We start from the raw sequence: 26,202 nt of genomic DNA on the forward strand, positions 1-26,202 counted from the left end.
GGATCTGCCGTTCGATGGCGAGACGTTCATACCTATCGTCGCGCGACCGCGTACGGAATCGATCATTCGACCGTCCCCGCTCCCATCTGGCCGGTCGTCGTCCCCGTGTCGGTCGTGGGCGGATCGGCAGCCGTTTCCGACGTCTCGAGTGCCTCGATCACCAACTCCGCAACGTCGACGATCTCGAGGTCGTCCTCGAAATTCCCGGTCTTTCGGCCGTCCTCGAACATCGTGGTGCACATCGGACACGCCACCACGAACCGCTCCACCGCTGCGCCCGCGTCCGTGTCCTCGATCGCCTCCCGGAGGCGCTCCTCGCTAGGTTTCGCCTCCTCGTCGTGTTCCATCCAGAGTCCGCCCCCGCCGCCGCCACAGCAGAAGGAGTCCGCCCGTGATCGCGGCATCTCGTGAAGGTCGACCCCGGTCGCCCGGATCAGCTCGCGTGGGGCCTCGTACTCGTCGTTGTACCGGCCCAGATGGCATGGGTCGTGGTAGGTCACCGTGTAGTCGAGTTCGTCGCCCGAGAGGCCCAGACGGTCGTCCGCGACCAGATCCTCGACGACCTGCGTCCAGTGTGCGACGTCGATCTCGCCGTCGGCGTTCCATTGCTCGTCGTACTCGAAGGGCATCATCGGATCGTCGGCGAACTCCTCGAACTCGAGTTCGGGATACTCGTTTCGTATCGTATTATACGAGTGGGGGTCCGTACAAACGATCGTCTCGAATTCGCAGTCGTCGAAGGTTTCGACGTGATGACCTGCAAGCTCCAGATAGAGGAACTCCTCGCCGATCCGCCGGACGTCGTTCCCGTCGTACTTCTCGTCTTCAAACAGGATCCCGAATTCGACGTCGGCGTGGTCGAAGATCCTCGCGAGCGCGCGTGCCACCTCCGTGTTTCGATCGTCGTAGCTCGGGTAATCGCCGACGTACCAGAGGTACTCCACCTCCGTCTGGCGGGCATCCTGGATCTCGACGTCGAGGTCGTCGGTCCACGCGCCGCGATCCGCCGGCGGCTCACCGAAGGTGTTGCCCGTCCGCATCGTATCCTCAAGGACGCTCTGAAGGTTCGAATCCACCGTTCCGTCATCGACGAGCTGGCGATTGAGTCGGGTGAACGTCGAGAGGTGTTCGATCTCGACGGGACAGACGTCCATGCAGGCCAGACAGGCCATACACGATTCCATTGACTCGGCGTCGATCACGCCGCCCTCCTCGGCGACGATCGGGACGGTGTCGACGCCGCCGTCGGCGGACGCGGCGTGCCCCTCGCTGGAAGGGGGGTATCCGACCGACTCCGCGTCCCCGTCGGCCCCGGGGACGGCGTCCGCCGATCGGCCGATCACGGGGTCGTCCTCAAGGGACTCGCGGTACGCTTTCAGATCGAGAATGACGTCGCGGGGATCGAGGTCGCGTCCGGAGGCCGTTGCCGGACACGCCGAGGAACACCGCCCGCACTTCGTGCAGGCGTCCTGGTCGAGCAGTTCCTTCCAGGTGAAATCGTCGAGGGACTCGGCGTTGGTGTGATCGAGGTCCGCCGGCACGTTCGGGAGCCGCGTGCCGGCGTGCTCGTCGCGGGCGACGACGTTGGCGAACGACGAGAGCATGTGGAACGGCTTGGCATAGGGGATCCACGCGACGAACGCGAGCGCGAGCAGGGCGTGTTGCCACCAGACGATGGGATAGATCACGGCCGCGCCGGCGGGCGTCAATCCGAGCATTTCAAAGCCGGTCGCCATCGCCAGCCCGACAAAGCTGACCGACTCGGTGGCGCGTGCGGGCTGGCCGACGATCGCGATCGCCTCCGCGAGGAATCCGCCGATGCCGAGCAAAAACAGACTCCAGATGAACGCGTCGTCCTCGATCGAGGTGTGTTTCCCCCACAGCCGCGCTGATCGTGTTCCGTATCGCCGCCACAGGGCCATTCCGACGCCGACGACGAAAAGCAGGCCGAAGGCGTCGACGGCGAACTGATAGACGAGATAGAAGCCGCCGACCCAGAAGGACTCGCCGGCGAGCGGACCGTAGATGTCCATATCGACGAAGAGTATCGTTGTCGCCATGAGAAGGACGAGAAAACCCCAGAGGACGAACGTGTGCATGAGGCCGGCGTAGACGTCGCGATCGAACTGTCCCTCGTTGGTCGCCACGATCCGGGTCGCAGCCAGGGTTCGTTCGGGAAGCGAGGAGAGCCGATCGATCGGATCGGAGCGGCCCGCCGCGTATCGGGCAAATCGGGCGGAGACGCCATAGAGGAACACCGCGATCGTCGCGGCCGCGAGGACGTAGAAGATCGCCTTGCCGGTCGGGGAGATCGTCCAGAACGTTTCCCGGGTCGCCTGGAGGAGAACCATGTCCGAAGGAACCACGGTTCGTCGGTTAAATCTTGCCACCGTCCGGACCTCGCGCGCCCTCCGTCGATCAGAGTTGGGGGAGAACGACCGCAAGAATGAGGCCGCCTGCAAGAATGATCGCCAGCACGTCGAGGCGTCCGAATCGCGATCGAGGAAGCGTCGGGTTCCAGGCGAGACACCGCGCGTTCAACGCGAGCGCGAGTCTGTCGGCGCGCTCGAACGCCCGATTCAAGCCGGCGACGGCCACGATTCGCATCCGGTCACGGAGGGGGCGGGCGTCGCCACCCCGGGAGTGAAGGGCCTCCCGAGCGCTCGCGAGATCGCGGCGAAACAGCGGGAGAAACCGGAAGACGAGTGAGACGCCGATCCCGAGAATGCGGCCGATTCGTCCGGGGATCAGCCGCTGGATCGCGGCCCGCGACTCGCGGACGGGCGTCGTTCGCACGTACGCGCCGGCGACGAGCAGAATGATCACGACCCGATAGCTCGCGAGCCCGGTCGAAAGCGCACGTTCGACCCGAAACCACGGGGTCCCGAGAGTGGCTCCCGCGACGACGGGAGCAACGAGCAACACGGGTGCCGCCCAGCGATACCCCCACGCGACCTCCCGGACGGTACCGCCAGCAGCCCACACGCAGCCGACCGCGATCACGGAGAGGATGGCGAGCCCACGGGGTGTCGTGTGTGCGTACGCAGCAGCGGCGAAGGCGATCTGCACGAACAGTTTCGAACGGGCGTCGAGACGATGGCCCGGCGAGGTTCCGGGGACGTACGCGAACGTCACGGCGACCGTCCGGGCTCCCGTTCCAGTGATCCGGAATCACGACCCCCTTCCGATCCCGGCCAGCCCGTCGGAACTCGCACGTCGAATTTCGAGAGGGGATCGGCGGCGTCCTCGGGCGGGACGTCGGCCATGAGATGGCCATTGGCGAGGACGAGAACCCTGTCGGCGAGCGCCCCGAGATCCCGGAGATCGTGCGTGACGATCACGAGGCTCGTTCCGTCCCGTCGGAGTTCCAGGAGGTGGGAGAGAAGCGACCGGCGGGACGGCTCGTCGAGCCCCGAGAACGGCTCGTCAAGGACGAGGTGCGTCGGTTCCATCGCGAGCGCACCGGCGATCGCAACGCGTGCACGTTCGCCGCCGGAGAGTGCATCGACACGGTCCTCATGTCGGCTGTCGAGCCCCACCGCCGAGAGCGCGCGATCGACGCGTCGGTCGATCTCCGCGCGGTCACAGCCGAGGTTCTCGGGGCCGAACGCGACGTCGGCGCCGATCGTGGCTGCGACGATCCCATCTCGTGGATGTTGAAACACCATCGAGACCGCCTGGCGGGCCGCAGCCGGATTCTCGTGAACGGGAGTTCCGTCAACGCGGACCGTACCGATGTCCGGCGAGACGAGCCCGTTGAACGTCCGAACGAGCGTGGTCTTTCCCGAACCGTTTGCGCCGGCAAGAACGACACCCTCGCCGTCGTCGATCGCGAACGAGACGTCGTCAACTGCCCGAACGTCGTCGTAGCCGACGCGAACCGAATTCACCTCGATCATCGTGGATCGGCCTCGTTCACGACGAACCGGTTTCCGAGCGAGTCATGCGGCCGTGATCGCCTCCGATCTGACGACGCCGATGGCGGCCGCGATCTTGGCAGCCTCCGCAGGGATGAAAAAGAGCGCGCCCTGCAGGAACGCCTCGATCGGTCCCAGTCCGAGGGTGAGCATCAAGCCGATGACGCCAAACGCGTAGATCACGATCGTGCCCGCGATCATGGCACCGACCAGAGTCGGGACGGAAACGGCGTCGATGTCCCGAAGCGTCCGGCCGCGATGAACGAGGACCCCCACGAGCCCGGCAGCGAACGGGTACGACCATAGGTATCCGCCCGTCGCGCCGACCAGTTGACCGAACCCGGCACCGCCACCCTGAAAGACCGGGGCGCCGAGCGCGCCGGCCGCCAGATAGACCACGAGCGCCGCCGATCCCCAGACCGGGCCGAGGAGGATCCCGGCGAGGAAGACGCCGAGAACCTGCAGAGTCACCGGCGCGGGCGACAGCGGGAAGGGAAACGATACGTAGGCAAACGCGCCGACCAGGGCCGCTATCAGCGCGGAACGAGCAAGGTTTCTCGTCGTCTCGTCGCCGACGAGATCGACCGATTCCGTTCGGGTGGACATGTCCCGAGGATTTTCGTAAACCCACTTTAGACTACTGGTTGACGGCAGATCGGTATCCTCGTCGAGGAGCGACTGTGGTCACCGCCGATCGCCGAACGTCCCCCTGAGAGACGCTCGCACGGCGATCGGCAAGCGATGTTTTTAACCGGACCTGTACGGTAGGATCAGCAACTCGCTGGTTGGACGTCCAGTGGGCACCCGCCACCCGGTCGACGATCGGGGACGGGACGAAATGTGGTTCCGCGGCGGTTCGCCGCCGGGACTGAATCGAAAACGTCCGTGGACAAACCATGGCACGAAGCTTCTACTCGCACATCAAGGACGCTTGGAAGTCCCCGGAGGAGGGGAAACTCGCTGAACTGCAGTGGCAGCGGAAACAGGAATGGCGCGAACAGGGCGCGATCGAGCGGGTCGAGCGGCCGACCCGTCTGGATAAGGCCCGCGAACTCGGATACAAGGCCAAACAGGGCATCGTCGTGGCCCGCGTGAGCGTCCGCAAGGGCGGCTCGCGCAAACAGCGCTTTACCGCCGGTCGCCGATCCAAGCGACAGGGTGTAAATCGCCTCTCGCGGCGCAAGTCGATCCAACGGATCGCCGAGGAGCGGTCCTCCCGCAAATACCGCAACCTTCGCGTTCTCAACTCCTATTGGGTCGGTGAGGACGGCTCCCAGAAGTGGCACGAGGTAATCCTCGTGGACCCGAACCACCCCGCGATCGAAAACGACGACGACCTGAACTGGATCTGTGCGGACGAACACAAGGGTCGCGCGTTCCGTGGGCTCACGTCCGCCGGCAGCAAGGGTCGTGGCCAGCAGACACGCGGCAAGGGTACCGAACACACCCGGCCGTCGATCGGCGGCGACCGACGCCGCGGCAAGTAGGAACGCGAAAACACAGTCGCTTTTTTGCGATCAGGACGTCGGACGTAGCCGACCGATGATCGACCAGTGATAGCCCCGCAGCCTTATGGCCCTCACCATCGAACGACGACCATGAGCCTCTCGCTGGATTCGACACAGCTGGACCGGTACTCCAGACACATCATCATGGATGAAATCGGACCCGAGGGCCAAAAGCGGCTACTGGAGGGACGGGTGCTCGTGCTTGGAGCCGGAGGACTGGGAGCGCCGGTCATCCAGTACCTCGCGGCGGCGGGCGTCGGGCAGATCACGATCGTCGACGACGACGACGTGGAACGATCGAACCTCCAGCGACAGATCGTCCACACCGACGGGGACGTCGGCGATCCCAAGGTCGACTCGGCAAAACGGTACGTCGAGGCGCTCAATCCCGACGTCGAGGTGGAGACGCACAGAACGCGACTGGATACCGACAACGCACACGACCTGCTCACCGGCCACGACGTGATCGTCGACTGTTCGGACAATTTCCGGACGCGGTACATCGTCAACGACGTCGCCCGGATCGAGTCGATCCCGGTTGCCCACGGCGCGATCTACAAGTTCGAGGGACAGGCGACGACGCTCGTCCCCGATGGGCCCTGCTATCGGTGCCTATTCCCTGAGGCGCCCGAACCCGGTAGCGTTCCGGACTGTGCCACGACGGGCGTACTCGGCGTATTGCCGGGTACGCTCGGGTGCATCCAGGCGACCGAGGCGGCAAAGCTACTGCTTGAAAGCGGCGAACCGCTCATCGGGCGGATGCTGTTTTATAACGCGATGGACATGACCTTCGAGACGGTCGAGTACACACGAAATCCGGACTGTCCGACCTGTGGGGACGAGGCGATCGACACGATCGAGGGTATCGACTACTCCGGCGGCTGTGCGATCGAGGCGGACTGACTGACGCTGGCGGGTCGCTCCGATCGAACCGACGGCGATCCTGGATGCGAATCGAACGGATTTAGAGGGGCCCCGACGAGAGTAGGGTAATGCTCACGCTCGGAACGGCGAGCGCGCCCCCGGGACGGATGGACACGGGGCGACTCGAGGTCGGCGAGGCGCGGGACGGATCGCCCGTCCGACTACCCGTCGCCGTCATCAACGGCGCCGTGGACGGGAAGACGCTCTACATGCAGGCGGTAAGCGACGGCGACGAACTCAATGGCCTCGGCGTCATCAACCGGGTGGTGCCGCGGATCGACCCGAGCAAGCTCTCGGGTGCCATCCTCATCGTCGGTATCGTCAACCACTACGCCTTCCAGATCGCCGAACATCGCAACCCGATCGACGACACGAAGATGAATCGGGCCTACCCCGGCGACCCCGAGGGGACGGCCACCGAACGCATCGCTCACGCGACCTACGAGGCCGCCACCCGCGCCGATCTCGTCCTCGATCTCCACCAGGGGTCGACGAGCCGGATGATCGACGAGGTCCGGGTGCGCTGTGGACCGCGCCACCGGATCCACGGGGACTGCCTTCGTCTCGCGAAGGTCTTCGGATGTGGATACGTCCTCGATCAGAAAGGTCCCGACGGCCAACTCGCCCGGATCGCGCCCAACGAGGGGATACCCACGATCGATCCGGAACTCGGCGGGTGTGTCGGCTGGAACGAGGAGTCGATCAACAGGGGCGTCGAGGGCGTCTTCAACGTCCTCGGGCACTACGGACTCCTCGATCAGGAGACGACGGTCGACGAACAGACGCGCGCTCGTGGCTTCGAGCAGTACGGCTCGCCGGCCGGCGGGCTCATCCGGTTCAAATGCGAACTCGGCTCGCGAGTCACCGCCGGCGATCCCCTCTTCGAGGTGACCGACGTCTTCGGCGGGTCGAAGACGGAGGTAACCGCCGATAGCGACGGGATCTTCTGGCGGTCGCGACGGCTGCCACAGGTCGCCGCCGGCGAGTACGTCTGTTCGGTCGGGACGAACGTCGATAGCTACTGATGATACCCCCCACCATGGAGAACGGATGACGTCCGCATCGCTCATCTGTCCTGACTGCGGCGCGACGTTTCCCGACCGCTGGCGATGTCCCTGTGGCTCCCCGTTGAACTTCCAGACGAACCCGATTCCGGAGTCGGCATCCCCGCCGGATCCGGCCACGTTCGACGTGCGGTCCGGGATATGGTCCTTCGAGGAGTTTCTTCCGGTCGGCGACGATCCTGCCGATCGGGTGAGCTTCGGCGCCGGGCCGACGCCGCTCGTCGACGCCGATCCGGGACGACCGAACGGGATCGATACCGACGTCGGAGACGGCGTTCGCGACGACACGGCGGGCCCGGAAGAGGAGCCGTGGAACTGCCGATTCAAACTCGAGTACGTCCTTCCCACGGGCTCGTTCAAGGACCGGGGTGCAACGACGACGCTGACCCGGGCTCGCGAACTCGGAATCGACCGACTGTGCGAGGATTCCTCGGGGAACGCCGGAACGGCGATCGCGACCTACGCTGCCCGCGCGGGGATCGACGCCGAAATCTACCTCCCCGCGTCGGCGGCGACGGCCACGATCCGCGCGATCGAACGCGTTGGAGCTACGCCCGTCCCCGTCGAGGGGAATCGGGGTGCGGCGACCGAGGCGTGTATCGACGCCGTCGAGTCGGGCGCGGGCTGGTATGCGAGCCACGCCTGGAACCCGGCGTTTCACGCGGGAACGGCGACGTTCGCCCACGAGATCGCGCTCCAGTCGGACTGGCAAGTTCCGGACGCAGTGGTGATCCCCGTGGGTCATGGCACGCTGTTCCTCGGGGCGTATCTCGGCTTCGAACGACTTGAGGAAGCCGGCTGGATCGATCGGGTGCCTCGGCTACTGGCCGCACAGGCGGCCGGGAATGCGCCCGTCGTCCGAGAACTGCATGGCGAGGACGCCGCGAGCCGTGGTGGTGACAACGACGTCGCGAAGGGGATCCGGATCGCGGACCCGCCGCGGATCGACGGCATTCTGGATGCGATCCGGGAGACGGGCGGGGACGCGATCGCGGTCACGGAGTCGGCCACTCGAACGGCACTCGAACGGCTTGGCCGCCACGGATTCGACGTCGAGGCGACATCAGCGATCGCACCTGCAGCGCTTCGGGAGTACCGCAAGAGAGGGATCCTGGATACCGACGACGATGTGGTCGTGCCGCTCACCGGAAGGGACTAGAGCCGAAAGCGCTCGGAGGCGGCCGATCCGGGAGGAGAGACGCGACGCGTTCGGCTCACCGCTCCGGATGGATCGGCGCGTCGAATCCGCCACGGACGAGGGGTTTCGCGACGTGGCGACGCGCACATGGTGGGACCTCGTACCATCCGATCTCCAGATCGCGATCGATCGGTCGTCGATCCCGCTCCGGGGCGTGAGTCCCGCAGTCGCGACACCGATATCCCTGATCGCGCCCCGCGGAGGCCATCGATCGGCCACAGGACGGACAGGTCGGGTTGACGCGCTCGGTCCGGACGAGATCGCGAACGGCGAACTTCTCGAGTTTGATCGTCCGGGTCGGTGCCTCCGACGACCGATCCGATCCGTCCCGATGGGAGACCTCCCCGCAGACGGTGAGTCGATCGCCGACACGGAGGTCACGAACCCGATCGCGGAATCGTTTCGTTGGCTCGAAGGCGGCACCGAGGAGCCGATCGTCTGGATCGTACGCGTCCGGATCAACGAATTCCGGATCGAGGGAATCGGGCTGTGCGAGGAGGTCGGGCGAGGCCAACTCGACGAAGACGTGGCCGCCACGTCTGGTCTCGGGCTCGGTGAGGACGACGCAGTCGACCTGGTAGCCGGCGCCGTCACGCAGCGACCCGATCTCGCCCGGCTCGATGTGTGCGTCAGTGCCCTGGTTCGTCAGGAACGTCGCCGACCGGTCTACTGGCTCGGAGTCGATTCGCTCGGCCACCGCTCGGCACGCGTCGGGATCGTCACCGCGGATACCGTAGAGGATGGGTCCCGGCGCGTTCGGGACGCAAACGGCCTCGTCGGCACCCCGATCGACGGTATCCCAGACGGTAGAATACGCCGAATCAGCCGCCTCGAAGACGGAGTCGCGGTCGACCTCACGGGGCGTTCCACATCGGTCGAACTCGCGGTAGGCGATGTGCTCGTGGGTCCACTCCTCGAAGGCCGCGAACGCGCCGACTGCGGCGAGTGCACCGATCCGTCCCCTGCCCTCCGTGTCACATCCCTCGGCAGCGAACCCGGCGTGGCGGAGGTCGTGAGACTCGAGAAGCGAGTGGGTGACGGAGAGTTCGTGACGCCGGCGAAGCGCACCCTTGGCGAACCGCACGACGTCCGAGGGAATCCCCCGATCCTCACCGGTCGCATCGACGCTTCCAGCATCGTCGGGATCGACGTCCGCGACGACGACGCCCGGCGAGGTCCGCGGATCCTCGCCGATCGATCGCGCAGCGATCTCCTCGCGAGCCAGATCGAACGCCCGGTCGGCGGACAAATCCGTATGGAGCGCGAGGGCCGCGTTTCCCCGGGTCTTGTGTTTGACGGCGGGATTGAGCCGGACGAGGAGCCGTCGCTCGATCGTCGCGCCAGCCTCCTGGATCCGTTCGCCGAGGCGAGTCGCGAGATAGGTCGTACACATCCCGAGCGATCGGGAATCAGTGTCGTCAACGCCGACGATGGTCACGATCGACGATTCGTGCGCCGGGAATAAGGCGGTTTCGTGGCGACGCCGGTCGATTTAGATGTATTCGTCTCATCGAGAGCGATCGACTCGGTCGGGCCATCGAACGGGGGCAGATGACGGGAGCGAATAGGGGGAGATGATAGGATCCAATGGGGGAGCCGACAGGATCGAACGAGCAAGAAACGAAGGGGGAACGATCGAACGACGACATCGACGCTGATCAAAACCGCCAGATAGCGAGGCGTCGGGTGAAATTTTCAGCACAACGTATTTAGGTGCCGAACGGCTATCATCGACCATGTCACGGGCAGCGCTGGTCGAAAACCTCACGGCGATGTTGGAGGACGCGGAGTTCCTCGTTAGTGATCGCTGTGCGGTTCGACCGAAAAGCTTCGACCTGGCGGCCCGCCGCGGCGAGGACCTGTTGCTTTTGAAGATCCTGGCTAACATCGACGCGCTCGACGGCGAAACCGGCGCGGAGCTGCGTCGCCTCGGGGAGTACCTGGATGCCACCCCGATGCTCATCGGGATGCGGACCCGCGATGAGGACCTGAAACCCGGCGTCGTCTACTTCCGGCACGGCGTGCCGGTGTTGAATCCCGACACCGCCTACGACCTGTTCGTCGAGGAGGTCCCGCCGCTCATCTATGCGGCCCCCGGCGGGCTTTACGTCAGCCTCAACGGCGACTTGCTCGCCGACGAGCGTGAGGAGCGCGGCTGGTCGCTTGGGCGACTGGCGACCGAACTCGGCGTCTCCCGGCGCACGGTCTCGAAATACGAGGACGGAATGAACGCGTCCGTCGATGTCGCGATCCAACTCGAGGACCTGTTCGATCAGCCGTTCTCGAGTCCGGTGGAGGTGCTCGAGGGCGCAGAGAACGTCCGCGAGTCGGATCCGACGCCGTCGGCCCCGGAGGCCGACCCGGACGACGAGCACGTCCTCCACGTGCTCACCGCTGCCGGCTTCACCGTCCACCCGACCGCCCGCGCACCCTTCAAGGCGGTCTCGGAGGACGACGGCCCCGAAATGCGCGTGCTCACCGGGCACTCGACGTTCACCGAGGCGGCCGAAAAGCGCGCGCGCATCATGTCCTCGATCGGGACCGTCGCACGGACGCGATCGGTGTATTTCACCGAGAGCCGCCGCAAGCGCGAACAGGTCGAGGGAACGGGACTCGTCTCCTGTGAGGAACTCGCGGAGATGGACGATCCGGACGCGATCCGGGAACTGATCGAGGAGCGAGCCGAAAAGCCGGCCGAGGCGTGAGGACCGAGCGAAACGATCGAAAACGGGACGTAGTTAGTGGTTCTTCCGTCACTCCAATCGAGACGCGGGTGACGCCGGCGTCCGGCGACGATCAGGCCGCGTCGCCGTAGGTCTCCTCGAGGTAGGCGATGATGTCGTCGCTTTCCGCCATCCCCTCGACGTCATTGTTTTCGTCGACCAGGACGGGGACGCCGGTTTGGCCGCTCACCTCCTTGACCTCCTCGCGTTTGGCGTGCGATCGCGGAACCATCCGCGATTCGTATTCGAGATCGAGGTCGGCGAGCTTCTGTTTGACTTTCGCACAGTACGGACAGCCAGGGAGCTCGTAGAGAACGATGTTCGACATCGCCCGCTTGTAGGTACGCGAGCCTGTTAACCTTCGCGGAGTGGTGTTTTGCCCGCACACGATCGACCTGATCGCCCGCGATCGGTTACCCCCAGATCGATCGGAGTTTTGGGTTAGGCGATCACGCCGAATCGGATCCCGAAGTACGCCAGACACGCAAGCGCGAGCAGCCAGTGGGCGGGATGGACCTCCTCGTGTCGGCCGGCCGCCGTCGCGACGATCGGGAAGCTGAGCAGGCCGACGGCGATCCCGGAGGAGATGTTCTCCGTAAGCGGCATGAACATGATCGTGAGACCGGCCGGGACCGCGTGGACGGCGTCGTCCCAGGCGATCTCCGTGATGTTTTGCAGCATCATCACGGCCACGACGACGAGTGCGACGTAGGGGGCGAACGACGGGATGACGGACAAAAGCGGAATGACCGCGAGCGAGAGGAGGAAGAACCCGGCGATGAACAGGGCCGTCAAGCCGGTTCGGCCGCCCTCGCTGACACCGGCGGAGGACTCGATGTAGGTCGTCACCGTCGAGGTGCCGAGGACGCTACCGACGGTGGTCCCCACGGCGTCGGCCATCAGCGGTCGGTCCATGTGGGGCAAGTTACCGGAGTCGCCAGTGAGTCCGGCGGCCTGTCCGACGCCGGTGAGCGTCCCGGCGGTATCGAAGAAGTCGACGAAAAAGAAGGTGAAGACGACGAGCGCGAACGTGAGCGCCTCGACGTTTTCGAAGCCGGTGAGGAACGCTCCGACGAGCGGTGTGATGTCGTAGGCGGCCGCCCCGTAGGTGATACCGTCGATCCCGGGCGCGAGTGTCGCCGTCTCGACGAGCCCCGCATCACGGCCCAGTTCGCTCGGCTGGACGCCGAGTGCCGAGACGACGTATCCGAGGACGCTCGTGATCGCGATCCCCGAGACGATCGCACCGCGGACGCCACGGGCCCACAGCGCGAACGTGAGGAGGAGTCCGACGCCAGCGATGACGGCGATCGGATCCAGAGCGAGTTGGGGATTCAAGCTCGTGGATGCGGTGATGATCCGCATCTGCTTGAGACCGATCAACGCGAGGAAGATACCGATGCCGGCCGCGACTGCGAGCTTGACCGGCTCCGGAAAGAGGGTGATGACGTACTTGCGGGCGCCGATCGCGGTCAAGATCAGAAACAGCACGCCCTCAACGAAGACGGCGGCAAGCGCCGTCTGCCACGGAACGCCGAGTTGAGTGACGACGACGACGAAGAAGGCGTTGAGCCCCATTCCCGGCGCGAGTCCGAACGGGAGATCGGCATAAAACGCCATCACCAGCATCGCAACGATCGAAGAGATGATCGTCACGACCGCAAGCAGCTGAAACGTGTTCGGCCCGACGTCGATGACCGCAGAGAGGATGGCGGGATTTACGACGATGATGTACGACATCGTGAGGAACGTCGTGAAGCCGGCGAGAAGTTCAGTCGAGAAGTCTGTACCGCGTGCATCAAGCGCGAAGTGGTTCGCGAGTCGGTCTCGAATCATGTGCTGTGTCTCCGCTGGTGGATCCGGCGTGTCCGGAGTTCGTAGGTTCTTCGGTAGGGTTCGGGAGGGAGGGTGGCTCGTGATCGATCGGCGATCACTCGAACTGCTCCAGCGCGCCGACCGGCGCCTCGGTGAGTTCGCGTGCCCGATCGAGTCCCTCGTTGCCGACGGCGATGAGCGCGAACACGCCGGTGACGTCGGCGTCGGCCTGCAACGCGATGTCCAAAAGCAATTCCTGTGTCTCGCCCGATCGAATGAGGTCGTCCACGATGAGGACGGTATCGCCCGCGTCGATCGAGCTCGCGGGCAGATAATAGGTCAACTCGATTCCCGAGGCGAGCCGCTGTCTGGATTCGATGAACTCCTCTACTGCGGTCTCCTTCGATTTCTTCGCGTACGCGAGGTCGGCGTCGAAAAAGGAGGCCATCGCGGCACCGAGAGTGATGCCGTCCGTCGCCGCGGTCAAAACGACGTCGGGCACGTCGAACGCGAACGATTCGGCGGCTACGGGGGCGACGAGATCGAGGAAGGATTGATCGAAGACGACACGGGAATTGTCGACGTATCCCTCCTCGTCAAGTTCGATACGGGCACGGAGTTCGTCGGCGAGCGCTTCCTGGCCGATCCCCTCGACGATCTCACTCGCCCGATCGGTCCCGGGCAGCACGTGGCCGTTGACGTAGCGGTTGAGATCGCCGGCGGGCAGCGCCGTGAGTTCGGAGAGCTCGTCGTAGGTCCGCGTCCGTTTCAACATTCGGAGGACGGCGACCGCTTGCAACTGGAGGGCGGCCTTCTCTGCACGATTCATATCGACGTTCGCTATTGCATATGCATGAATATATCGATGTAGCTATAATGCGAATATATCCACAGTCGTGGTTATCATGTGGAACCAAGGTGGGGTAACTGGTCGTCTCCAGTGGGCGGTGTGTGACAGTGTGACCGGTCATCTCCGGTGGATGGTGTGGGGCGATGTGACCGGTCGTCCTCGACGACGGTAGTTCACCGCTCTCGGACGACCACGAACTCGGCGAGATCCCGGAGATATTGCATCGCTTCGGTGTCGGGTAGATCGGTTGCATCCAGTGCCGACAGGGCCGCATCCGACTGCGTCCGTGCCTCCTCGTTTGCCTCCGCGGGCGAGAGTCGAGTTACCTGAACGACCGAGGGGCGGTCCATCTCGGCGTCCTGGCCGGTCGGCTTGCCGAGCGCGTCCGCGTCGGCGGTCGCATCAAGCACGTCATCGCGCATCTGGAAGGCGATCCCGACGCGTTCGGCGTACTCCCCGAAGGACTCGACGACGAAGGGATCGGCGTCGGCGGCGACCGCGCCGAGCTCCGCCGCGGCCCGAAAGAGCGCGCCCGTCTTCTTGCGGGCGAGGGACTTGTAGGTCGCCTCGTCCGTCGGCCGGTCGACGATCTCGACCGCCTCTCCCTCGCCGAGTTCGACCATCGCCTCGGCGACGATCCCCATCGCGCGCGCGTCCGTCGAAAACAGCGCGAACGCCTCGCCGAGAAGTCCATCGGAGGCGATGATCGCCGGGCCGTATCCGTACTCGGCCCACGCGGAGGGGGTACTGCGACGAACTGCCGACCGGTCGATGATGTCGTCGACGACGAGCGAGGCGTTGTGGACCAACTCGATCCCGGCGGCAAAATCGACGGCTGCGTCGGGATCGCCGCCGACGGCCTCACACGCGAGGATCGTCACGGCCGGTCGAACGCGTTTGCCCCCAGCGAGGACGACGTGCTCGAACTCCTCGCGAAGCTCGGGAGGCTCGATCCCCGCGATGACCTCCTCGAGCCGCTCGTCGACGAGGGCGACTCGACGTGGCAGGTACTCCATCGAAGACAGTAACGTGGTCGCGGCGCAAAGGTGTGACGGAACGCATCGAGGGTCGATGGTCGACACCGGTTCGCCCCGCTTGCCGGCGGGTGGCTGATGGGACAGTTCGGGAGCGAGTGGGGGTTCTTCGCCGGCGGAATCGCCGCCTTCTCGGCGACCGCGACGTTCTTCGGGGTGTTGTCCTGGAACGAGGGGACACAAGCGGTTCGTGAGTGGTGAAACGGCACACGCGAACCGACCGTCCCGAGATGAATCGGCCGTCCCGAGGCGAACCAGCCGCCTGCGGCGAAGTGCCGGAGCCGATCTCAGATATCGAACTCGTAGAGTTCGTCGCCGACGTGGTGGATCGACTCGACGACCTTGCCCTCCTCGCCGATCATCTCCTCGCCGTCGACGATGGCGCGTCCGATCGCGAGCACCTTCCCGTGAGTCTCCTCGGCGATCGCCACGAGGTCGCCCTCGTCGATGTCGGAGTCCGCCTCGACGATGCCGGGACGCATCACGTCTGCCCCGTTTGAAACGAACGAGATCGCGCCGGCATCGACCGTGACGGTCCCCGAGTCCGGGTCGGTCTCGTTGGCGCCGCGAACCGTGAGAAACGGCTCGTCGTCGGTGTAAAAGACGAGTGGCTCACCATCGACGAGGACGATGTCGAACGCCGAATCGGCCAACTCGACGAGTTCGAAGGCGTCGCCCTCGATGTCGACGCCTAGCCCCTCGGCGAGCGCCTCGCGGATCGCGTCGATGTCGTCGCTTCGGAGGTGGTGGCGGGATTTTACCTGCATGGTGGCCGGTGGGACCGGCACCCGCATAAATCGTCCTGGTTCGGAGGGGTCGGCCGGACGCGTCCACCGCGGCCCGAAACCCGTATCCCGTCGGGTCGATAAGCCACTCGCGATGGACTGTGACAAGTGCGGTGCCGACGCCGTCATGCACGCCGCCTACTCCGGCGCCCACCTCTGTGAGGATCACTTCTGCCGATCGGTCGAAAAGCGCGTTCGTCGCCGGATCCGCGAGGACGTCCTCCTCGATCCGGACGCCACTCCCGAAGAGCCCGACCGATGGGTGATCGGCCTCTCGGGCGGCAAGGACAGCGTCGTTCTCGCGTCGATCCTCGATGACACCTTCGGGCCGGACCCACGCGTGGAGATGATCGCGCTCACGATCCACGAGGGGATCGAGGGCTATCGAGACGAGAGTCTCGAGGCCTGCGAGCAACTGGCCACGGACCTCGAGATGCGTCATGAGGTCGTCTCCTACGCTGACGAGTTCGGCATCGAGATGGATGACGTCGTCGAGACGGATCCCGAGAACATGGCGGCCTGTGCCTACTGTGGAGTGTTCCGCCGGGATCTACTCGAGAAGTATGCCGAGGCGTTCGATGCCGACAAACTCCTGACCGGCCACAACCTCGATGACGAGGCACAGACGGCACTCATGAACTTCCTCGAAGGCGACGTCCGCCAGGTGGCGAAACATTTCGACGCCTCGCTTGGCCCCTTCGACGAGCGCGAAACGGGAGCCCGGACGGACGACCGGACCGCGGGGGACGGCCTCCGGGAGGAGTCCGACCACTTCGTCCCGCGCGCGAAGCCCCTTCGAGACGTTCCCGAGAAGGAGGTCGCTCTGTACTGTCACCTGCGCGAGATCCCCGCACACATGGCGGAGTGTCCCCACTCCGAGGAGGCCTATCGCGGCGAGATCCAGTCGCTGATTCACGACCTCGAGGAGTCCCATCCGGGAACGCGACACTCGATCATGGCCGGCTACGAGGAGCTTTCCGGGATCGTCGCCGAACGCTACCGGGAGGACGGCGACGATGGCAAGGCATCGCTCGGCGAATGCGTCGAGTGTGGATCCACCACCAGCCGAGAGGTCTGCCGAAAGTGTCGATTGATCGAGGCGATCGAGGCAGTATAGCGGCGCGAATCGGAGCGAATCGAAACGAACCGACTGCGGCTTCGCCACAGCTCCGTCGCGCCGAGGAAGCATCGGATCGGCTGGCTCGACGCGACTGCGACGCCCACCCTTTTAGGTCGGCGTCCCCCTCGGAGGAGTATGACACGTTCGGACGTCGAAACGCGATCGGACGGGGGAACGGGACGGCTCCACGAGGAGACGGTCATCGTCACCGGCGCGAGCCGCGGGCTCGGCGCCTCGATGGCAAAGCGGTTCGTCCGCGAGGGAGCCAACGTCGTGTTCACCGCGCGCAGCGAAGAGGACCTTCGTGCGGTCGCAAGCGAGGTCGCGGACGCGCCGGGTGAGACGCTCGTCGTTCCGGCCGACGTCACCGACGAGGCGGCGATCGAGGAGCTCGTCGAGACGACGCGTGACGCGTTCGAGGGAGTGACCGGACTCGTCAACAACGCGGGGATCGGAATGTTGAGCCTCTATGACGAGAAACGCGCGATCCTCGAAGTGGATCTGGAGGATTGGGAGGCGATCCTGTCGGTCAACCTCACGGGCGTATTCATCTGCGTGAAACACGTCGTGCCGGCGCTGATCGATGCCGGAGGCGGGAACGTGGTCAACATCTCCTCGGGGTTGGGTCGCCGAGCGTCGCCCGGCTGGGGCCCCTACGTCGCCTCGAAATGGGGACTCGAAGGATTCAGCCGCACGCTTGCGGACGAGGTGGCCGACGACGGGGTGAACGTCAACTGTCTGGACCCGGGGGGCCGCGTCGAGACTCGTTTTTGGGACCATCTCCCTGAGGCGGAACGCGATCAGGTGCTGGAACCGGACGTAATGAATGAGGCAGCCACCCGGCTGCTCGCACAGGAACCGGGCGGGATAACTCGCGAATCACTGCCCGCCGACGAGTGGGAAACACGACTTGACGGGACGAGAAACTGACTCCACGATCGAGGAGACATCGATCGTGTTCGGAGCGGCTAGCCGTTCGCGTCCGTCTCCGCAATCCGTTGGATCCGGGAGACACCATCGATCTCACTGATGACGTCGACGACGGCTTCGGGGACGAGGGTCTGCCAATCGCGATCGTGAATCATCCGTTCACGAAGTTCCGCTCCCTCGAGAACGTCGCGTCTAAACATCGGGGATTGACGGACCTCGACGTCGGCCTCCTCGAAGAGGCGGATGACGAGCGGGTTGTTCGAGTAGGCGACCTGAAAGCCCGGGGACATGCTCTGGACGTGGCTCACCCACACGGAATTGCGATCGAGGTCCTCGATCGGGACGACGTAGCTGGTGATATCGAGGTCCTCAACGGCCTTGGTGACCATCATAACCCGCTCACCGGCGGTAAAGGGGTTTCGTGTGGAGTGGGAGTCGCCGGCCGACCCGATTCCGAGCACGAGCTCGTCAACCTCCTGGGCGATCTCCTCGACCATGTGAAGATGGCCGTCGTGGAACGGCTGAAAGCGGCCGATGTAGAACCCCCGCATGTCCGGACCTACTGAGGGGAGGATTTATAAAGTCGGCGAGTCGCCGGCGTTGGAGTAAACGGTCGTTTTAACTCCTGTATCGTGCGATCGTGCGGACGAAACCGTCCAGCAGTGGGGGAGAAAGTATATCAATCGCCATCACCTGGTTTCGAATAGCGACGAACGATTCTATGAGTAACGAGAAGGACGACACCGAGCGCCCGACCGAGGATGGAGCTCCCCCCTCCGAGGGAGCGGATTCGGCCTCCGACGCCGACCGCGAGAGCGGCGACGCTGGGACCGATTCGCCCCCGACGGAGTCCGATCTCGACGGATCGAACGACGATCCGGCCGACGAGCCGACCGATGGAGTGGTCGGAGCGGACACGGAGGATCCGGACTCCCCTGATCGGGTACAACCCGATCCGGAATCCGACGGCACGCTCACGGTAGAGTTCGCGGACGAACGGACCGTCGCGGAGGCGGATCCCCGAGACGCGAACGAAACGACGCACGGCGACGGGACGGAGACACCCGACATCGAGGATCTCGGCAGTACCGTCGAGATCCACGGCGCCGAAGTCGAGGAGGATCCCGACGAGGATGACCTTCTCGGCGGGTTGAAGATCGACAGCACGGAGGACATCCAGATCCCCGATCGGCTCGTCGACCAGGTGATCGGCCAGGAGCACGCCCGCGACGTCATCATTAAGGCCGCCAAGCAGCGCCGACACGTGATGATGATCGGCTCGCCGGGGACCGGCAAGTCGATGCTCGCGAAGGCGATGACCGAGATGCTCCCCAAAGAGGATCTTCAGGACGTCCTCGTCTATCACAACCCCGACGACGGCAACAACCCCAAGGTTCGGACCGTCCCTGCCGGCAAGGGAGAACAGATACTCGAGGCCCACAGGGAGGAGGCCCGAAAGCGCAACCAGATGCGCAGCTTCCTCATGTGGATAATCATCGCGGTCGTGTTGGGCTACGCGCTCATCATTGCCGGTCAGATCCTGTTGGGGATCATCGCGGCCGGCGTCATCTGGCTCGCGTTCCGGTATATGAACCGCGGGTCGGACGCGATGATTCCGAACCTCCTCGTGAACAACGCCGACACGAAGACCGCACCCTTCGAGGAGGCGACGGGCGCCCACGCCGGGGCACTGCTCGGCGACGTCCGCCACGACCCCTTCCAGTCCGGCGGGATGGAGACTCCCTCCCACGATCGCGTGGAAGCGGGTGCCATCCACCAGGCGAACAAGGGCGTGTTGTTCATCGACGAGATCAACACCCTCGACATCCGGAGCCAACAGCACCTGATGACGGCGATCCAGGAGGGCGAGTTCTCGATCACCGGCCAGTCCGAGCGGTCCTCGGGCGCGATGGTCCAGACCGAGCCCGTCCCGACGGACTTCGTCATGATCGCCGCGGGGAACCTCGATGCGATGGAGAACATGCACCCCGCGCTGCGGTCGCGGATCAAGGGCTACGGCTATGAGGTGTACATGGAGGACACGATCGAGGACACCCCCGAGATGCGCCGCAAGTATGCCCGCTTCGTGGCTCAGGAGGTCACCAACGACGGTCGACTGCCGGAGTTCACGGCGGAGGCAATAGAGGAGATCATCCTCGAGGCGAAACGCCGGGCCGGCCGGAAGGGCCACCTCACGCTGTTGTTCCGGAACCTCGGTGGACTCGTCCGCGTGGCCGGCGACATCGCCCGCGGCGAGGGCTCCGACTACACCACCCGCGAGCACGTGCTCCAGGCGAAGGGACGCTCGCGGTCGATCGAACAGCAGCTCGCCGACGACTTCATCGAGCGCCGGAAGGACTACGAGCTGCAGGTCTCCGACGGCTTCGTCGCCGGCCGCGTCAACGGCCTCGCCGTGATGGGCGAGGACTCCGGGATCATGCTTCCGGTGATGGCCGAGGTCGCCCCCTCACAGGGCCCCGGCGAGGTAATCGCCACCGGCCAACTCAAGGAGATGGCCCAGGAGTCGGTCTCGAACGTCTCGGCGATCATCAAGAAGTTCTCCGACGAGAACATCTCCGAGAAGGACATCCACATCCAGTTCGTCCAGACGGGCCAGCAGGGCGTCGACGGCGACTCCGCGTCGATCACGGTCGCGATGGCCGTGATCAGCGCCCTGGAGGGCGTCGGCGTTGACCAGAGCCTGGCGATGACGGGCTCGCTTTCGGTCCGCGGCGACGTATTACCCGTCGGCGGGGTTACCCACAAGATCGAGGCCGCCGCCAAGGCCGGCTGTACCCGAGTCATCATCCCGGCCGCCAACGAACAGGACGTGATGATCGAGGACGAATACGAGGAGATGATCGAGGTCATCCCGGTCAGCCACATCAGCGAGGTCCTGGAGATCGCCATGGAAGACGAACCCGAGAGGGACTCGCTCGTCGACCGATTGAGATCGATCACTGGATCCGCGCTCAAAGAGCAGGGCGTCGCAAACCCGTCGAATCCGAGCCCGCAGTAACGCGCTCCGACTGGATTCGACGTCCCAGACCAGGGGACTCAACCCCGAGCCGCGTTCATATTTCATCCCACACCGATGCCGAACTGGACCGGCTTTGCCGCCGCAATTCTCGCGTTGACGCTCCTGCTGTTGGTACTGGCACGTCGTTCCCAACGAGTTCTCGAACGAATCGCCGAGGATCGGGAGCGAATCGACATCGAGGAGCAGGGCCGAATCGCCGCCGAAGACCGAGACCGAATTGACGATCACGGCTTCGACGGTGACGCCAGTGTCCGGGTTGAGAGCGAACCGGAAGGTGCCGGCGAACGAAAACGCAGCGACGGTCGGGACGGCACCGACTCGCTCGACGTCGAGCGGGCCGATCGTGTTTCCACATCGGCGCTGTTCGTGAACGTCGCGGTTACACAGGCAGCCGTCCTCCTCGTGATCGTCGCGATCGCGTGGGGGTACGGCGTTCCGGCGAGCGATTTCGGCGTGGAGACGGGAGCGGGGATCGGTCTCCGGCCGATCGGGTACGGAATCGTGGCCGGCATCGGGTTATATCTCCTCGACGACGTGGCCGCAGCCCTCGGCGAGCGAGCGGGATACCAAGCGTCAGAACGGCTTCGCGAGACGCTTGCACCGTCGACCCGTAGCGAGTGGGTGACGCTGTTCGTGGTGGTTCTACCCACGATCGCGGTCACGGAGGAAACGCTGTTTCGTGGCGCACTCATCGGCGCGTTCGCGGCGGGATTCGGCGCCGATCCCTGGCTGCTTGCGGTCGGATCGTCGCTTCTCTTCGGATTCGGACACGGGGCTCAGGGACGAGTGGGCATCGTCGTCACCGGCGTCCTCGGGTTCGCCCTCGCCGGGGTGTTCGTCCACACCGGGAGCCTCCTCGTAGTGATCGTCGCTCACTACGTGGTGAACGCGACCGAGTTCCTGGGACACGAGGGACTCGGACGGGCACCCGGTGACGTGCTTCGCCCGGAGTGATCGGTGACGATCCAGCTGGGAGCCATCGAGACGCCGATCACCGCAGTCGTGCGCCGCCGGGGTGGACCCGCGTGATATCGGGATCGTAGCCGGCCTCTGAAAGACCGGCATCGAGAGCGATCACCGTTCGGCCGAGCATCCCCATGGCGGCCTCGCCGCCCGCTGCCTCGACGAGGTCGATGGCCTCCGCGACCTCGGGCACGAGCAGACCCGCCTCCCGAGCGAACGTGCGTGAGGTCTCAAAAAGGACGGGGAGCGTCGAGTCCGATTGGAGAGTCGACAGAGCACGTTCGCCGGCGGCCGAAAGCCCGGCAGTGTCCTCCGAAAGGATCGATGCTGTCGAAAGCTCACCGAAGGAGACGTACTCAACGCGCGCGTTCGCCGGGACGCCATCGAGCGAGCCGTATCCGGGCGCCCCGGGTTCGAGACGGATCGGGATCCCGCCACGGGCCTCGGCGACGACGTCACCGAGGCCGGTTCCCGCCTCGACCTCGGCGACGTGAGCGATCGCGATGAGATCGTTTTCCGAGCGTCCGCACCCGAAGGCGTCGTTCGCTGCGAGCGCGGTGCCGAGTGCGGCCGCTCCCGAAACGCCGAATCCAGCTCCGACGGGGAGCGTCGTTTCGATCTCGACGTGCGCCTGGACATCGAGTTCAGCAAGGACGCTCTCGACTGGTTCGATTCTCGTTGGATCCCCGTTGAGGGTCGAGTGGATCGATCGCTGACCGTCGTCAGACGGTTCGACGGAGACCTCGACGCCCTCTTCGAGGGCGATCCCGGCCCCACGGGAGCCGGCAGCGCGGGAATTGTCGTCGGGATATGGGCTGAAGAAGCCGGTGACGTGGCCGGGAACGAACGCGCGTGATCGGACGTCGCGGTTTGAGTCCGCGCGATCGGCAGCGTCGGTGGGATCCCCAGGATCTACGGGATCGGCGGTACGGTCCAGTTCGTCAGTCATGGCTGTGATCAGGGACTCAGCCGCTGTCGATCGCGCGGGAAGATCACGGCCTCGCGAATGTTGTCGAGGTCGAGAAGCGTCATCACGAGTCGCTCGGCACCGATCGCCCAGCCAGCGTGTGGGGGCATGCCGTATTTGAACATCTTCGTGTAGTACTCGAACTCGTCGGGATCGAGCCCCTGCTGTTCGAACCCGGCGATGAGTCGATCGTGTCGATGTTCACGCTGACCGCCGGAGACGAGCTCCATGCGCGGATGCATGAGGTCAAAGCCCGTCGAGAGGGTCTCGTCGTCGTCGTGATCTTTGATGTAGAACGGTTTGATCTCCGAGGGCCAGTCGGTGACGAAGTAGTGTTCGCCGACGTCCTGGCCGAGAGCATGTTCGCCCTCCGTCGGGAGGTCGTCCCCCCAGACGAGCTGTTCGTCGAGCTTGCCGGTGGCGTTGATGCGTTCGATCGCTTCCTCGTAGGTGAGCCGCGGGAACGAGTCGGTCGGGGCCTCGAAGTCCGCCGCGAGCCCGAGCGTTTCGAGTTGCTCGCTGCAGTTCTCCTCGACGGCCTCGTAGGCGGCCAGCACGACCGACTCACAGACGTCCATGGCATCCTCGTGGTCACAGAAGGCGCCCTCGAAGTCGATGGAGGTCGCCTCGTTGAGGTGTCGCGGCGTGTTGTGTTCTTCCGCACGGAAGATCGGGCCGATCTCGAAGACGCGCTCGAGTCCGGATCCGGCGGTTAGCTGTTTGAAAAGCTGAGGCGACTGGTTCATGAACGCCTCCTCGCCGAAGTAGGTGATCGGGAACAGCTCGGTTCCGCCCTCGGTTCCCGTGGCGACGATCTTGGGGGTTGTTATCTCCGTGGCGTTCGCCTCGCGGAACGCTTCGCGGGCCGCCCGAAAGATCTCCGCGCGGATCTCGAAGATCGCCTTGACCTCCGGCTTGCGGAGATCGAGCGTACGGTTGTCGAGCCGCGTCGGCAGTTCGGCGTCGACCTTGCCCGACGGATCGAGCGGAAGCTCGGTGTCGGCCTCGGCGACGACCGAAAGCGAGTCGGGGGTAACCTCGACGCCGGTGGGCGCGCGCGGCTCCTCGTCGACATCGCCGGTGACCGCGATCACCGACTCACGGGAGACGCCGAGTCCGGTCTCGACGAGCTCCTCGTCCATCTCGTCCTTCTCGAATTTGACCTGGATCCGCCCGGTCGTATCGCGGAGGATGAGGAATGCGATGCCACCGAGATCCCGGATCTCGTGGACCCAGCCGGCGATCGTAGCGTGATCGCCCGGCTCGGCGTCAGCCGTGTACGTGCGGTCGTCGAGTCCCTGCATACTCCCCTGTTCCGTGAGAGACGGCTTAAAGGACGTTGATTCGAACTTCGAGCCGTCACGTCGGGGCAGTCGTCGTCCCCCGGTTCGATCCGCGGCCAGCACCTCCGAGTCTCCCGCTTGCGACGACGCGTCCGTCACCGCCGAGAACGGAATCACCACGGCGGAGATCGTGGCGGAGATGTGGTGAACGGTGGTGGGCTCTCCCACGCGAAACGCGACCGACGCCAAGCGGTGTGACAAACGCGCGATCGGCAGCCCCCAACCCAGAACCTTCAGTAGCCCGCGTTCACAACGATCGGGTATGCTTAACCGGTTCCGTCCGTGGATCGCCGCCGCGCTGGCGCTGGCGATCGTCGGACTCGGACACGCCTACCTCCGGCGGTGGGGACGGGGGTTGTTGTGGCTGCTGACGGTCATCACCTCCTCGTTCGTGTTGCACTCGGTCAACGACGTCGAACCGGTGAACCCGATCACGAACCCGGAGGGGGTCCCGATCGTCGTATTGGGACCGATCACGGTGCTCATCCTGCTGTCAGCGCTCGACGCGTTCGTGCTCGGACGACGTGACCGTCGTCGAATCGGGCGTCAGGAGCCCATCATCGGCGCCGAACGGGTCAATGGAGGGACGGTCGACGGGACGAGCCGATCGGCAGAAGCGGAAGCCGGAGCGAAATCGGAGCAGGAGGCGGACCCAACTGCCGGTAGTCACGGACGAAACGCGTCGACGGGGAGCCAAACGGAGCCGAAGCCGACGCTGAAGTGTCCACACTGCGGCAAGGAGACCGACGCCGAACTCGACTTCTGTCACTGGTGTACCGAACCCCTCTCGACGATCGACGAGGAGTGACCCCGGTCGTCGCTCACTTCTCGATGATGCTTTCCTCGACCGTCTCGCCGAAGTGGCGAGCGACGTCCTCGTAGTGGATCAGGACCTCGTCGCCGGATTCCAGGTCGGTCACTGCGGTCCGTCCCTCGCGGGTCGCGATCTTGATCGTCTCGGCGTTCTGCAGGAGGGTCTCGACGCGGTCGACGCCGTCGTCGGTCTCGACTTCCGCCTCGATCCGGAACATCGGCCGTTTTTCGATCTTCACACGGCCGACGATCGCCTCCCGAGTGTGGCCGTCCGTATCGAGTACCTGGACCTCGTCGCCAGAGCGGAGTCCGGCGAGATACTTGGTCCCGCCGTCAGCGGTGCGGACGTACGCGTGGACCGCGCCGGCGTTGACGCGGAACGGTCGGGAAGCCACGTAGGGACTTTCTGCGGTCTCGGCGTGGACGAAAAAGAGCCCCCGGGACATCGATCCCACGAGCATGCCCTCGTCGTGATCCATCAGGCTGCCGGAATCGATGCAGACGCGATCGGCCATGCCCGTTCGCTCGACCGCGGTCACCTCCGCGTACTGGAGGTCGAGCTGTTCGCGGGCCGCGGCGTCGCGGGCGTCGACGGCGCCCCGAATCTCGTCAGGGGAGTCGCTGTCGACGAGGACGCCGTCGGCGCCGGTTTCGAGCGTCTCGAACGCGGTTTGGGCCTCCTCGGCGGAGGTGACGCCCGCCACGAGGTGGGTCCGATCGCCGACGCGGGCGATGAGGTTCTCGAGGGGAATGATCGTCCAGTCCTCGCCGACCACGATCGTGTAGTCGGCGTCGGTCGCGGCCTCCTCCGCGAAGGCCTCATAGCGCTCGTCGAGGATCCGCGTATAGATGCCCTGCGCGCGGTCGTCGCGGCGGCGGAGCGTGGTGAGATCGGCCGACCCGGCCAGGTCGTCGGGCATCGAGACGGTTCCATCGCCCTCGCCGTCCTTGCCGACGATGTAGGCGTCCGCCGTCGCCTCCGTCGCGTCGGCTTCGGCTTCATCGACGACGTCGGCGTCCGACCGGAACGCCGCCACGTCCACGTCCCCGAGTTCGCGGACCCGCGGAACGTCGTGTTCGTCGACGAGCACCCAGTCGACGCCGGCCTCGATCCCGGCCGTGATCCGGCGTTTTCGCTGCTCCCAACCGCCGACCTCGTCATCGGCTTTTACCCAGACGCTGCGTGTCATTGTCGATACGTTGAGCCC

25 protein-coding genes are annotated in these 26,202 nt (G+C 65.1%); 11 read left to right on the top strand and 14 right to left on the bottom strand.

Features of this window, described 5'->3' with window-relative positions:
* Positions 1 to 62: 62 nt before the first annotated feature.
* The 4 genes from ACERIT_RS00915 to ACERIT_RS00930 form a co-directional block, all read right to left on the bottom strand.
* Entirely contained in the window at positions 63 to 2,351 is a 2,289-nt protein-coding gene (locus ACERIT_RS00915; RefSeq protein ID WP_373672911.1) for a 4Fe-4S dicluster domain-containing protein, read from the bottom strand.
* Positions 2,352 to 2,418: 67 nt separating this feature from the next.
* Complete coding sequence (locus tag ACERIT_RS00920; RefSeq protein WP_373672912.1) at positions 2,419 to 3,135, bottom strand: energy-coupling factor transporter transmembrane protein EcfT; 717 nt, start codon at positions 3,133 to 3,135, stop codon at positions 2,419 to 2,421.
* Positions 3,132 to 3,899: an energy-coupling factor ABC transporter ATP-binding protein gene (locus ACERIT_RS00925; RefSeq protein WP_373672913.1), complete on the bottom strand. Its 768-nt coding sequence runs from the start codon at positions 3,897 to 3,899 to the stop codon at positions 3,132 to 3,134. Before ACERIT_RS00925 ends, ACERIT_RS00920 begins: the two co-directional genes overlap by 4 nt.
* A gap of 42 nt (positions 3,900 to 3,941) precedes the next feature.
* Complete coding sequence (locus ACERIT_RS00930; protein ID WP_373672914.1) at positions 3,942 to 4,523, bottom strand: biotin transporter BioY; 582 nt, start codon at positions 4,521 to 4,523, stop codon at positions 3,942 to 3,944.
* 290 nt (positions 4,524 to 4,813) lie between these two features.
* Between ACERIT_RS00930 and ACERIT_RS00935 the strand changes: the two genes are divergently transcribed.
* The 4 genes from ACERIT_RS00935 (at position 4,814) to ACERIT_RS00950 (ending at position 8,572) form a co-directional block, all read left to right on the top strand.
* A complete protein-coding gene (locus tag ACERIT_RS00935; protein WP_373672915.1) occupies positions 4,814 to 5,404 on the top strand; it encodes a 50S ribosomal protein L15e in 591 nt (196 codons plus the stop codon).
* 111 nt (positions 5,405 to 5,515) lie between these two features.
* Positions 5,516 to 6,328: a ThiF family adenylyltransferase gene (locus ACERIT_RS00940; protein ID WP_373672916.1), complete on the top strand. Its 813-nt coding sequence runs from the start codon at positions 5,516 to 5,518 to the stop codon at positions 6,326 to 6,328.
* Positions 6,329 to 6,417: 89 nt separating this feature from the next.
* Positions 6,418 to 7,374 carry a succinylglutamate desuccinylase/aspartoacylase family protein gene (locus tag ACERIT_RS00945; RefSeq protein WP_373672917.1) on the top strand — a complete coding sequence of 319 codons (957 nt, stop codon included), beginning with the start codon at positions 6,418 to 6,420 and terminating at the stop codon, positions 7,372 to 7,374.
* A 25-nt stretch (positions 7,375 to 7,399) separates the two neighbouring features.
* Positions 7,400 to 8,572: a pyridoxal-phosphate dependent enzyme gene (locus ACERIT_RS00950; protein ID WP_373672918.1), complete on the top strand. Its 1,173-nt coding sequence runs from the start codon at positions 7,400 to 7,402 to the stop codon at positions 8,570 to 8,572.
* Positions 8,573 to 8,627: 55 nt separating this feature from the next.
* Here ACERIT_RS00950 and ACERIT_RS00955 read toward each other — a convergent pair whose 3' ends face one another.
* The gene (locus ACERIT_RS00955) at positions 8,628 to 10,049 is read right to left on the bottom strand and encodes a DUF1743 domain-containing protein (protein ID WP_373672919.1); all 1,422 of its coding nucleotides are present in this window, start codon (positions 10,047 to 10,049) and stop codon (positions 8,628 to 8,630) included.
* Between the two features lie 298 nt (positions 10,050 to 10,347).
* On the opposite strand from ACERIT_RS00955, the gene ACERIT_RS00960 reads away from it, so the two are divergent.
* On the top strand, positions 10,348 to 11,316 hold the full coding sequence (locus ACERIT_RS00960) for a transcriptional regulator (protein WP_373672920.1): 969 nt from the start codon (positions 10,348 to 10,350) through the stop codon (positions 11,314 to 11,316).
* A 91-nt stretch (positions 11,317 to 11,407) separates the two neighbouring features.
* On the opposite strand, the gene ACERIT_RS00965 is transcribed toward ACERIT_RS00960, so the two are convergent.
* From ACERIT_RS00965 to ACERIT_RS00980, 4 genes are all read right to left on the bottom strand, one after another.
* A complete protein-coding gene (locus ACERIT_RS00965) occupies positions 11,408 to 11,662 on the bottom strand; it encodes a glutathione S-transferase N-terminal domain-containing protein (protein WP_373672921.1) in 255 nt (84 codons plus the stop codon).
* A gap of 113 nt (positions 11,663 to 11,775) precedes the next feature.
* Positions 11,776 to 13,170, bottom strand: a complete 1,395-nt coding sequence (locus ACERIT_RS00970; protein ID WP_373672922.1) for an NCS2 family permease — start codon at positions 13,168 to 13,170, stop codon at positions 11,776 to 11,778.
* Positions 13,171 to 13,264: 94 nt separating this feature from the next.
* Complete coding sequence (locus tag ACERIT_RS00975) at positions 13,265 to 13,978, bottom strand: phosphoribosyltransferase family protein (RefSeq protein WP_373672923.1); 714 nt, start codon at positions 13,976 to 13,978, stop codon at positions 13,265 to 13,267.
* 194 nt (positions 13,979 to 14,172) lie between these two features.
* Positions 14,173 to 15,015 (bottom strand): polyprenyl synthetase family protein, encoded by an 843-nt coding sequence (locus ACERIT_RS00980; RefSeq protein WP_373672924.1) that lies wholly within the window; start codon positions 15,013 to 15,015, stop codon positions 14,173 to 14,175.
* Positions 15,016 to 15,111: 96 nt separating this feature from the next.
* On the opposite strand from ACERIT_RS00980, the gene ACERIT_RS00985 reads away from it, so the two are divergent.
* Positions 15,112 to 15,234, top strand: a complete 123-nt coding sequence (locus ACERIT_RS00985) for a hypothetical protein (RefSeq protein WP_373672925.1) — start codon at positions 15,112 to 15,114, stop codon at positions 15,232 to 15,234.
* An 86-nt stretch (positions 15,235 to 15,320) separates the two neighbouring features.
* Here ACERIT_RS00985 and ACERIT_RS00990 read toward each other — a convergent pair whose 3' ends face one another.
* On the bottom strand, positions 15,321 to 15,800 hold the full coding sequence (locus ACERIT_RS00990; protein WP_373672926.1) for an RNA-binding protein: 480 nt from the start codon (positions 15,798 to 15,800) through the stop codon (positions 15,321 to 15,323).
* Between the two features lie 112 nt (positions 15,801 to 15,912).
* On the opposite strand from ACERIT_RS00990, the gene ACERIT_RS00995 reads away from it, so the two are divergent.
* On the top strand, positions 15,913 to 16,935 hold the full coding sequence (locus tag ACERIT_RS00995) for a TIGR00269 family protein (RefSeq protein ID WP_373672927.1): 1,023 nt from the start codon (positions 15,913 to 15,915) through the stop codon (positions 16,933 to 16,935).
* Between the two features lie 138 nt (positions 16,936 to 17,073).
* On the top strand, positions 17,074 to 17,868 hold the full coding sequence (locus tag ACERIT_RS01000) for an SDR family NAD(P)-dependent oxidoreductase (RefSeq protein ID WP_373672928.1): 795 nt from the start codon (positions 17,074 to 17,076) through the stop codon (positions 17,866 to 17,868).
* A gap of 38 nt (positions 17,869 to 17,906) precedes the next feature.
* Here the strand turns inward: ACERIT_RS01000 and ACERIT_RS01005 are convergent, their stop codons facing one another.
* Entirely contained in the window at positions 17,907 to 18,419 is a 513-nt protein-coding gene (locus ACERIT_RS01005; RefSeq protein WP_373672929.1) for a nicotinamide-nucleotide adenylyltransferase, read from the bottom strand.
* 170 nt (positions 18,420 to 18,589) lie between these two features.
* Here ACERIT_RS01005 and lonB point away from each other — a divergent pair, with 170 nt between their 5' ends.
* Positions 18,590 to 20,887 (top strand): ATP-dependent protease LonB, encoded by a 2,298-nt coding sequence (gene lonB / locus ACERIT_RS01010; protein ID WP_373672930.1) that lies wholly within the window; start codon positions 18,590 to 18,592, stop codon positions 20,885 to 20,887.
* 75 nt (positions 20,888 to 20,962) lie between these two features.
* Positions 20,963 to 21,862: a lysostaphin resistance A-like protein gene (locus ACERIT_RS01015; protein ID WP_373672931.1), complete on the top strand. Its 900-nt coding sequence runs from the start codon at positions 20,963 to 20,965 to the stop codon at positions 21,860 to 21,862.
* Positions 21,863 to 21,899: 37 nt separating this feature from the next.
* On the opposite strand, the gene ACERIT_RS01020 is transcribed toward ACERIT_RS01015, so the two are convergent.
* Positions 21,900 to 22,820: a pantoate kinase gene (locus ACERIT_RS01020; protein ID WP_373672932.1), complete on the bottom strand. Its 921-nt coding sequence runs from the start codon at positions 22,818 to 22,820 to the stop codon at positions 21,900 to 21,902.
* An 8-nt stretch (positions 22,821 to 22,828) separates the two neighbouring features.
* On the bottom strand, positions 22,829 to 24,142 hold the full coding sequence (gene aspS / locus ACERIT_RS01025) for an aspartate--tRNA(Asn) ligase (RefSeq protein ID WP_373672933.1): 1,314 nt from the start codon (positions 24,140 to 24,142) through the stop codon (positions 22,829 to 22,831).
* Positions 24,143 to 24,443: 301 nt separating this feature from the next.
* On the opposite strand from aspS, the gene ACERIT_RS01030 reads away from it, so the two are divergent.
* The gene (locus ACERIT_RS01030) at positions 24,444 to 24,989 is read left to right on the top strand and encodes a zinc ribbon domain-containing protein (RefSeq protein ID WP_373672934.1); all 546 of its coding nucleotides are present in this window, start codon (positions 24,444 to 24,446) and stop codon (positions 24,987 to 24,989) included.
* 13 nt (positions 24,990 to 25,002) lie between these two features.
* Here ACERIT_RS01030 and ACERIT_RS01035 read toward each other — a convergent pair whose 3' ends face one another.
* Entirely contained in the window at positions 25,003 to 26,184 is a 1,182-nt protein-coding gene (locus tag ACERIT_RS01035) for a 3-dehydroquinate synthase II (protein WP_373672935.1), read from the bottom strand.
* Between the last annotated feature and the right edge of the window lie 18 nt (positions 26,185 to 26,202).

This window comes from Halopenitus sp. H-Gu1 (genome assembly GCF_041821145.1).
In the GTDB taxonomy this organism is placed as follows: Archaea; Halobacteriota; Halobacteria; order Halobacteriales; family Haloferacaceae; genus Halopenitus.

Bases quoted from the DNA above. Each gene is read 5' to 3' on its own strand.
- ACERIT_RS00915 (WP_373672911.1), bottom strand. From the start codon at position 2,351: ATGGTTCTCCTCCAGGCGACCCGGGAAACGTTCTGGACGATCTCCCCG.
- ACERIT_RS00925 (WP_373672913.1), bottom strand. From the start codon at position 3,899: ATGATCGAGGTGAATTCGGTTCGCGTCGGCTACGACGACGTTCGGGCA.
- ACERIT_RS00930 (WP_373672914.1), bottom strand. From the start codon at position 4,523: ATGTCCACCCGAACGGAATCGGTCGATCTCGTCGGCGACGAGACGACG.
- ACERIT_RS00935 (WP_373672915.1), top strand. From the start codon at position 4,814: ATGGCACGAAGCTTCTACTCGCACATCAAGGACGCTTGGAAGTCCCCG.
- ACERIT_RS00940 (WP_373672916.1), top strand. From the start codon at position 5,516: ATGAGCCTCTCGCTGGATTCGACACAGCTGGACCGGTACTCCAGACAC.
- ACERIT_RS00945 (WP_373672917.1), top strand. From the start codon at position 6,418: ATGCTCACGCTCGGAACGGCGAGCGCGCCCCCGGGACGGATGGACACG.
- ACERIT_RS00950 (WP_373672918.1), top strand. From the start codon at position 7,400: ATGACGTCCGCATCGCTCATCTGTCCTGACTGCGGCGCGACGTTTCCC.
- ACERIT_RS00960 (WP_373672920.1), top strand. From the start codon at position 10,348: ATGTCACGGGCAGCGCTGGTCGAAAACCTCACGGCGATGTTGGAGGAC.
- ACERIT_RS00965 (WP_373672921.1), bottom strand. From the start codon at position 11,662: ATGTCGAACATCGTTCTCTACGAGCTCCCTGGCTGTCCGTACTGTGCG.
- ACERIT_RS00970 (WP_373672922.1), bottom strand. From the start codon at position 13,170: ATGATTCGAGACCGACTCGCGAACCACTTCGCGCTTGATGCACGCGGT.
- ACERIT_RS00975 (WP_373672923.1), bottom strand. From the start codon at position 13,978: ATGAATCGTGCAGAGAAGGCCGCCCTCCAGTTGCAAGCGGTCGCCGTC.
- ACERIT_RS00980 (WP_373672924.1), bottom strand. From the start codon at position 15,015: ATGGAGTACCTGCCACGTCGAGTCGCCCTCGTCGACGAGCGGCTCGAG.
- ACERIT_RS00985 (WP_373672925.1), top strand. From the start codon at position 15,112: ATGGGACAGTTCGGGAGCGAGTGGGGGTTCTTCGCCGGCGGAATCGCC.
- ACERIT_RS00990 (WP_373672926.1), bottom strand. From the start codon at position 15,800: ATGCAGGTAAAATCCCGCCACCACCTCCGAAGCGACGACATCGACGCG.
- ACERIT_RS00995 (WP_373672927.1), top strand. From the start codon at position 15,913: ATGGACTGTGACAAGTGCGGTGCCGACGCCGTCATGCACGCCGCCTAC.
- ACERIT_RS01000 (WP_373672928.1), top strand. From the start codon at position 17,074: ATGACACGTTCGGACGTCGAAACGCGATCGGACGGGGGAACGGGACGG.
- ACERIT_RS01005 (WP_373672929.1), bottom strand. From the start codon at position 18,419: ATGCGGGGGTTCTACATCGGCCGCTTTCAGCCGTTCCACGACGGCCAT.
- lonB (WP_373672930.1), top strand. From the start codon at position 18,590: ATGAGTAACGAGAAGGACGACACCGAGCGCCCGACCGAGGATGGAGCT.
- ACERIT_RS01015 (WP_373672931.1), top strand. From the start codon at position 20,963: ATGCCGAACTGGACCGGCTTTGCCGCCGCAATTCTCGCGTTGACGCTC.
- ACERIT_RS01020 (WP_373672932.1), bottom strand. From the start codon at position 22,820: ATGACTGACGAACTGGACCGTACCGCCGATCCCGTAGATCCTGGGGAT.
- aspS (WP_373672933.1), bottom strand. From the start codon at position 24,142: ATGCAGGGACTCGACGACCGCACGTACACGGCTGACGCCGAGCCGGGC.
- ACERIT_RS01030 (WP_373672934.1), top strand. From the start codon at position 24,444: ATGCTTAACCGGTTCCGTCCGTGGATCGCCGCCGCGCTGGCGCTGGCG.
- ACERIT_RS01035 (WP_373672935.1), bottom strand. From the start codon at position 26,184: ATGACACGCAGCGTCTGGGTAAAAGCCGATGACGAGGTCGGCGGTTGG.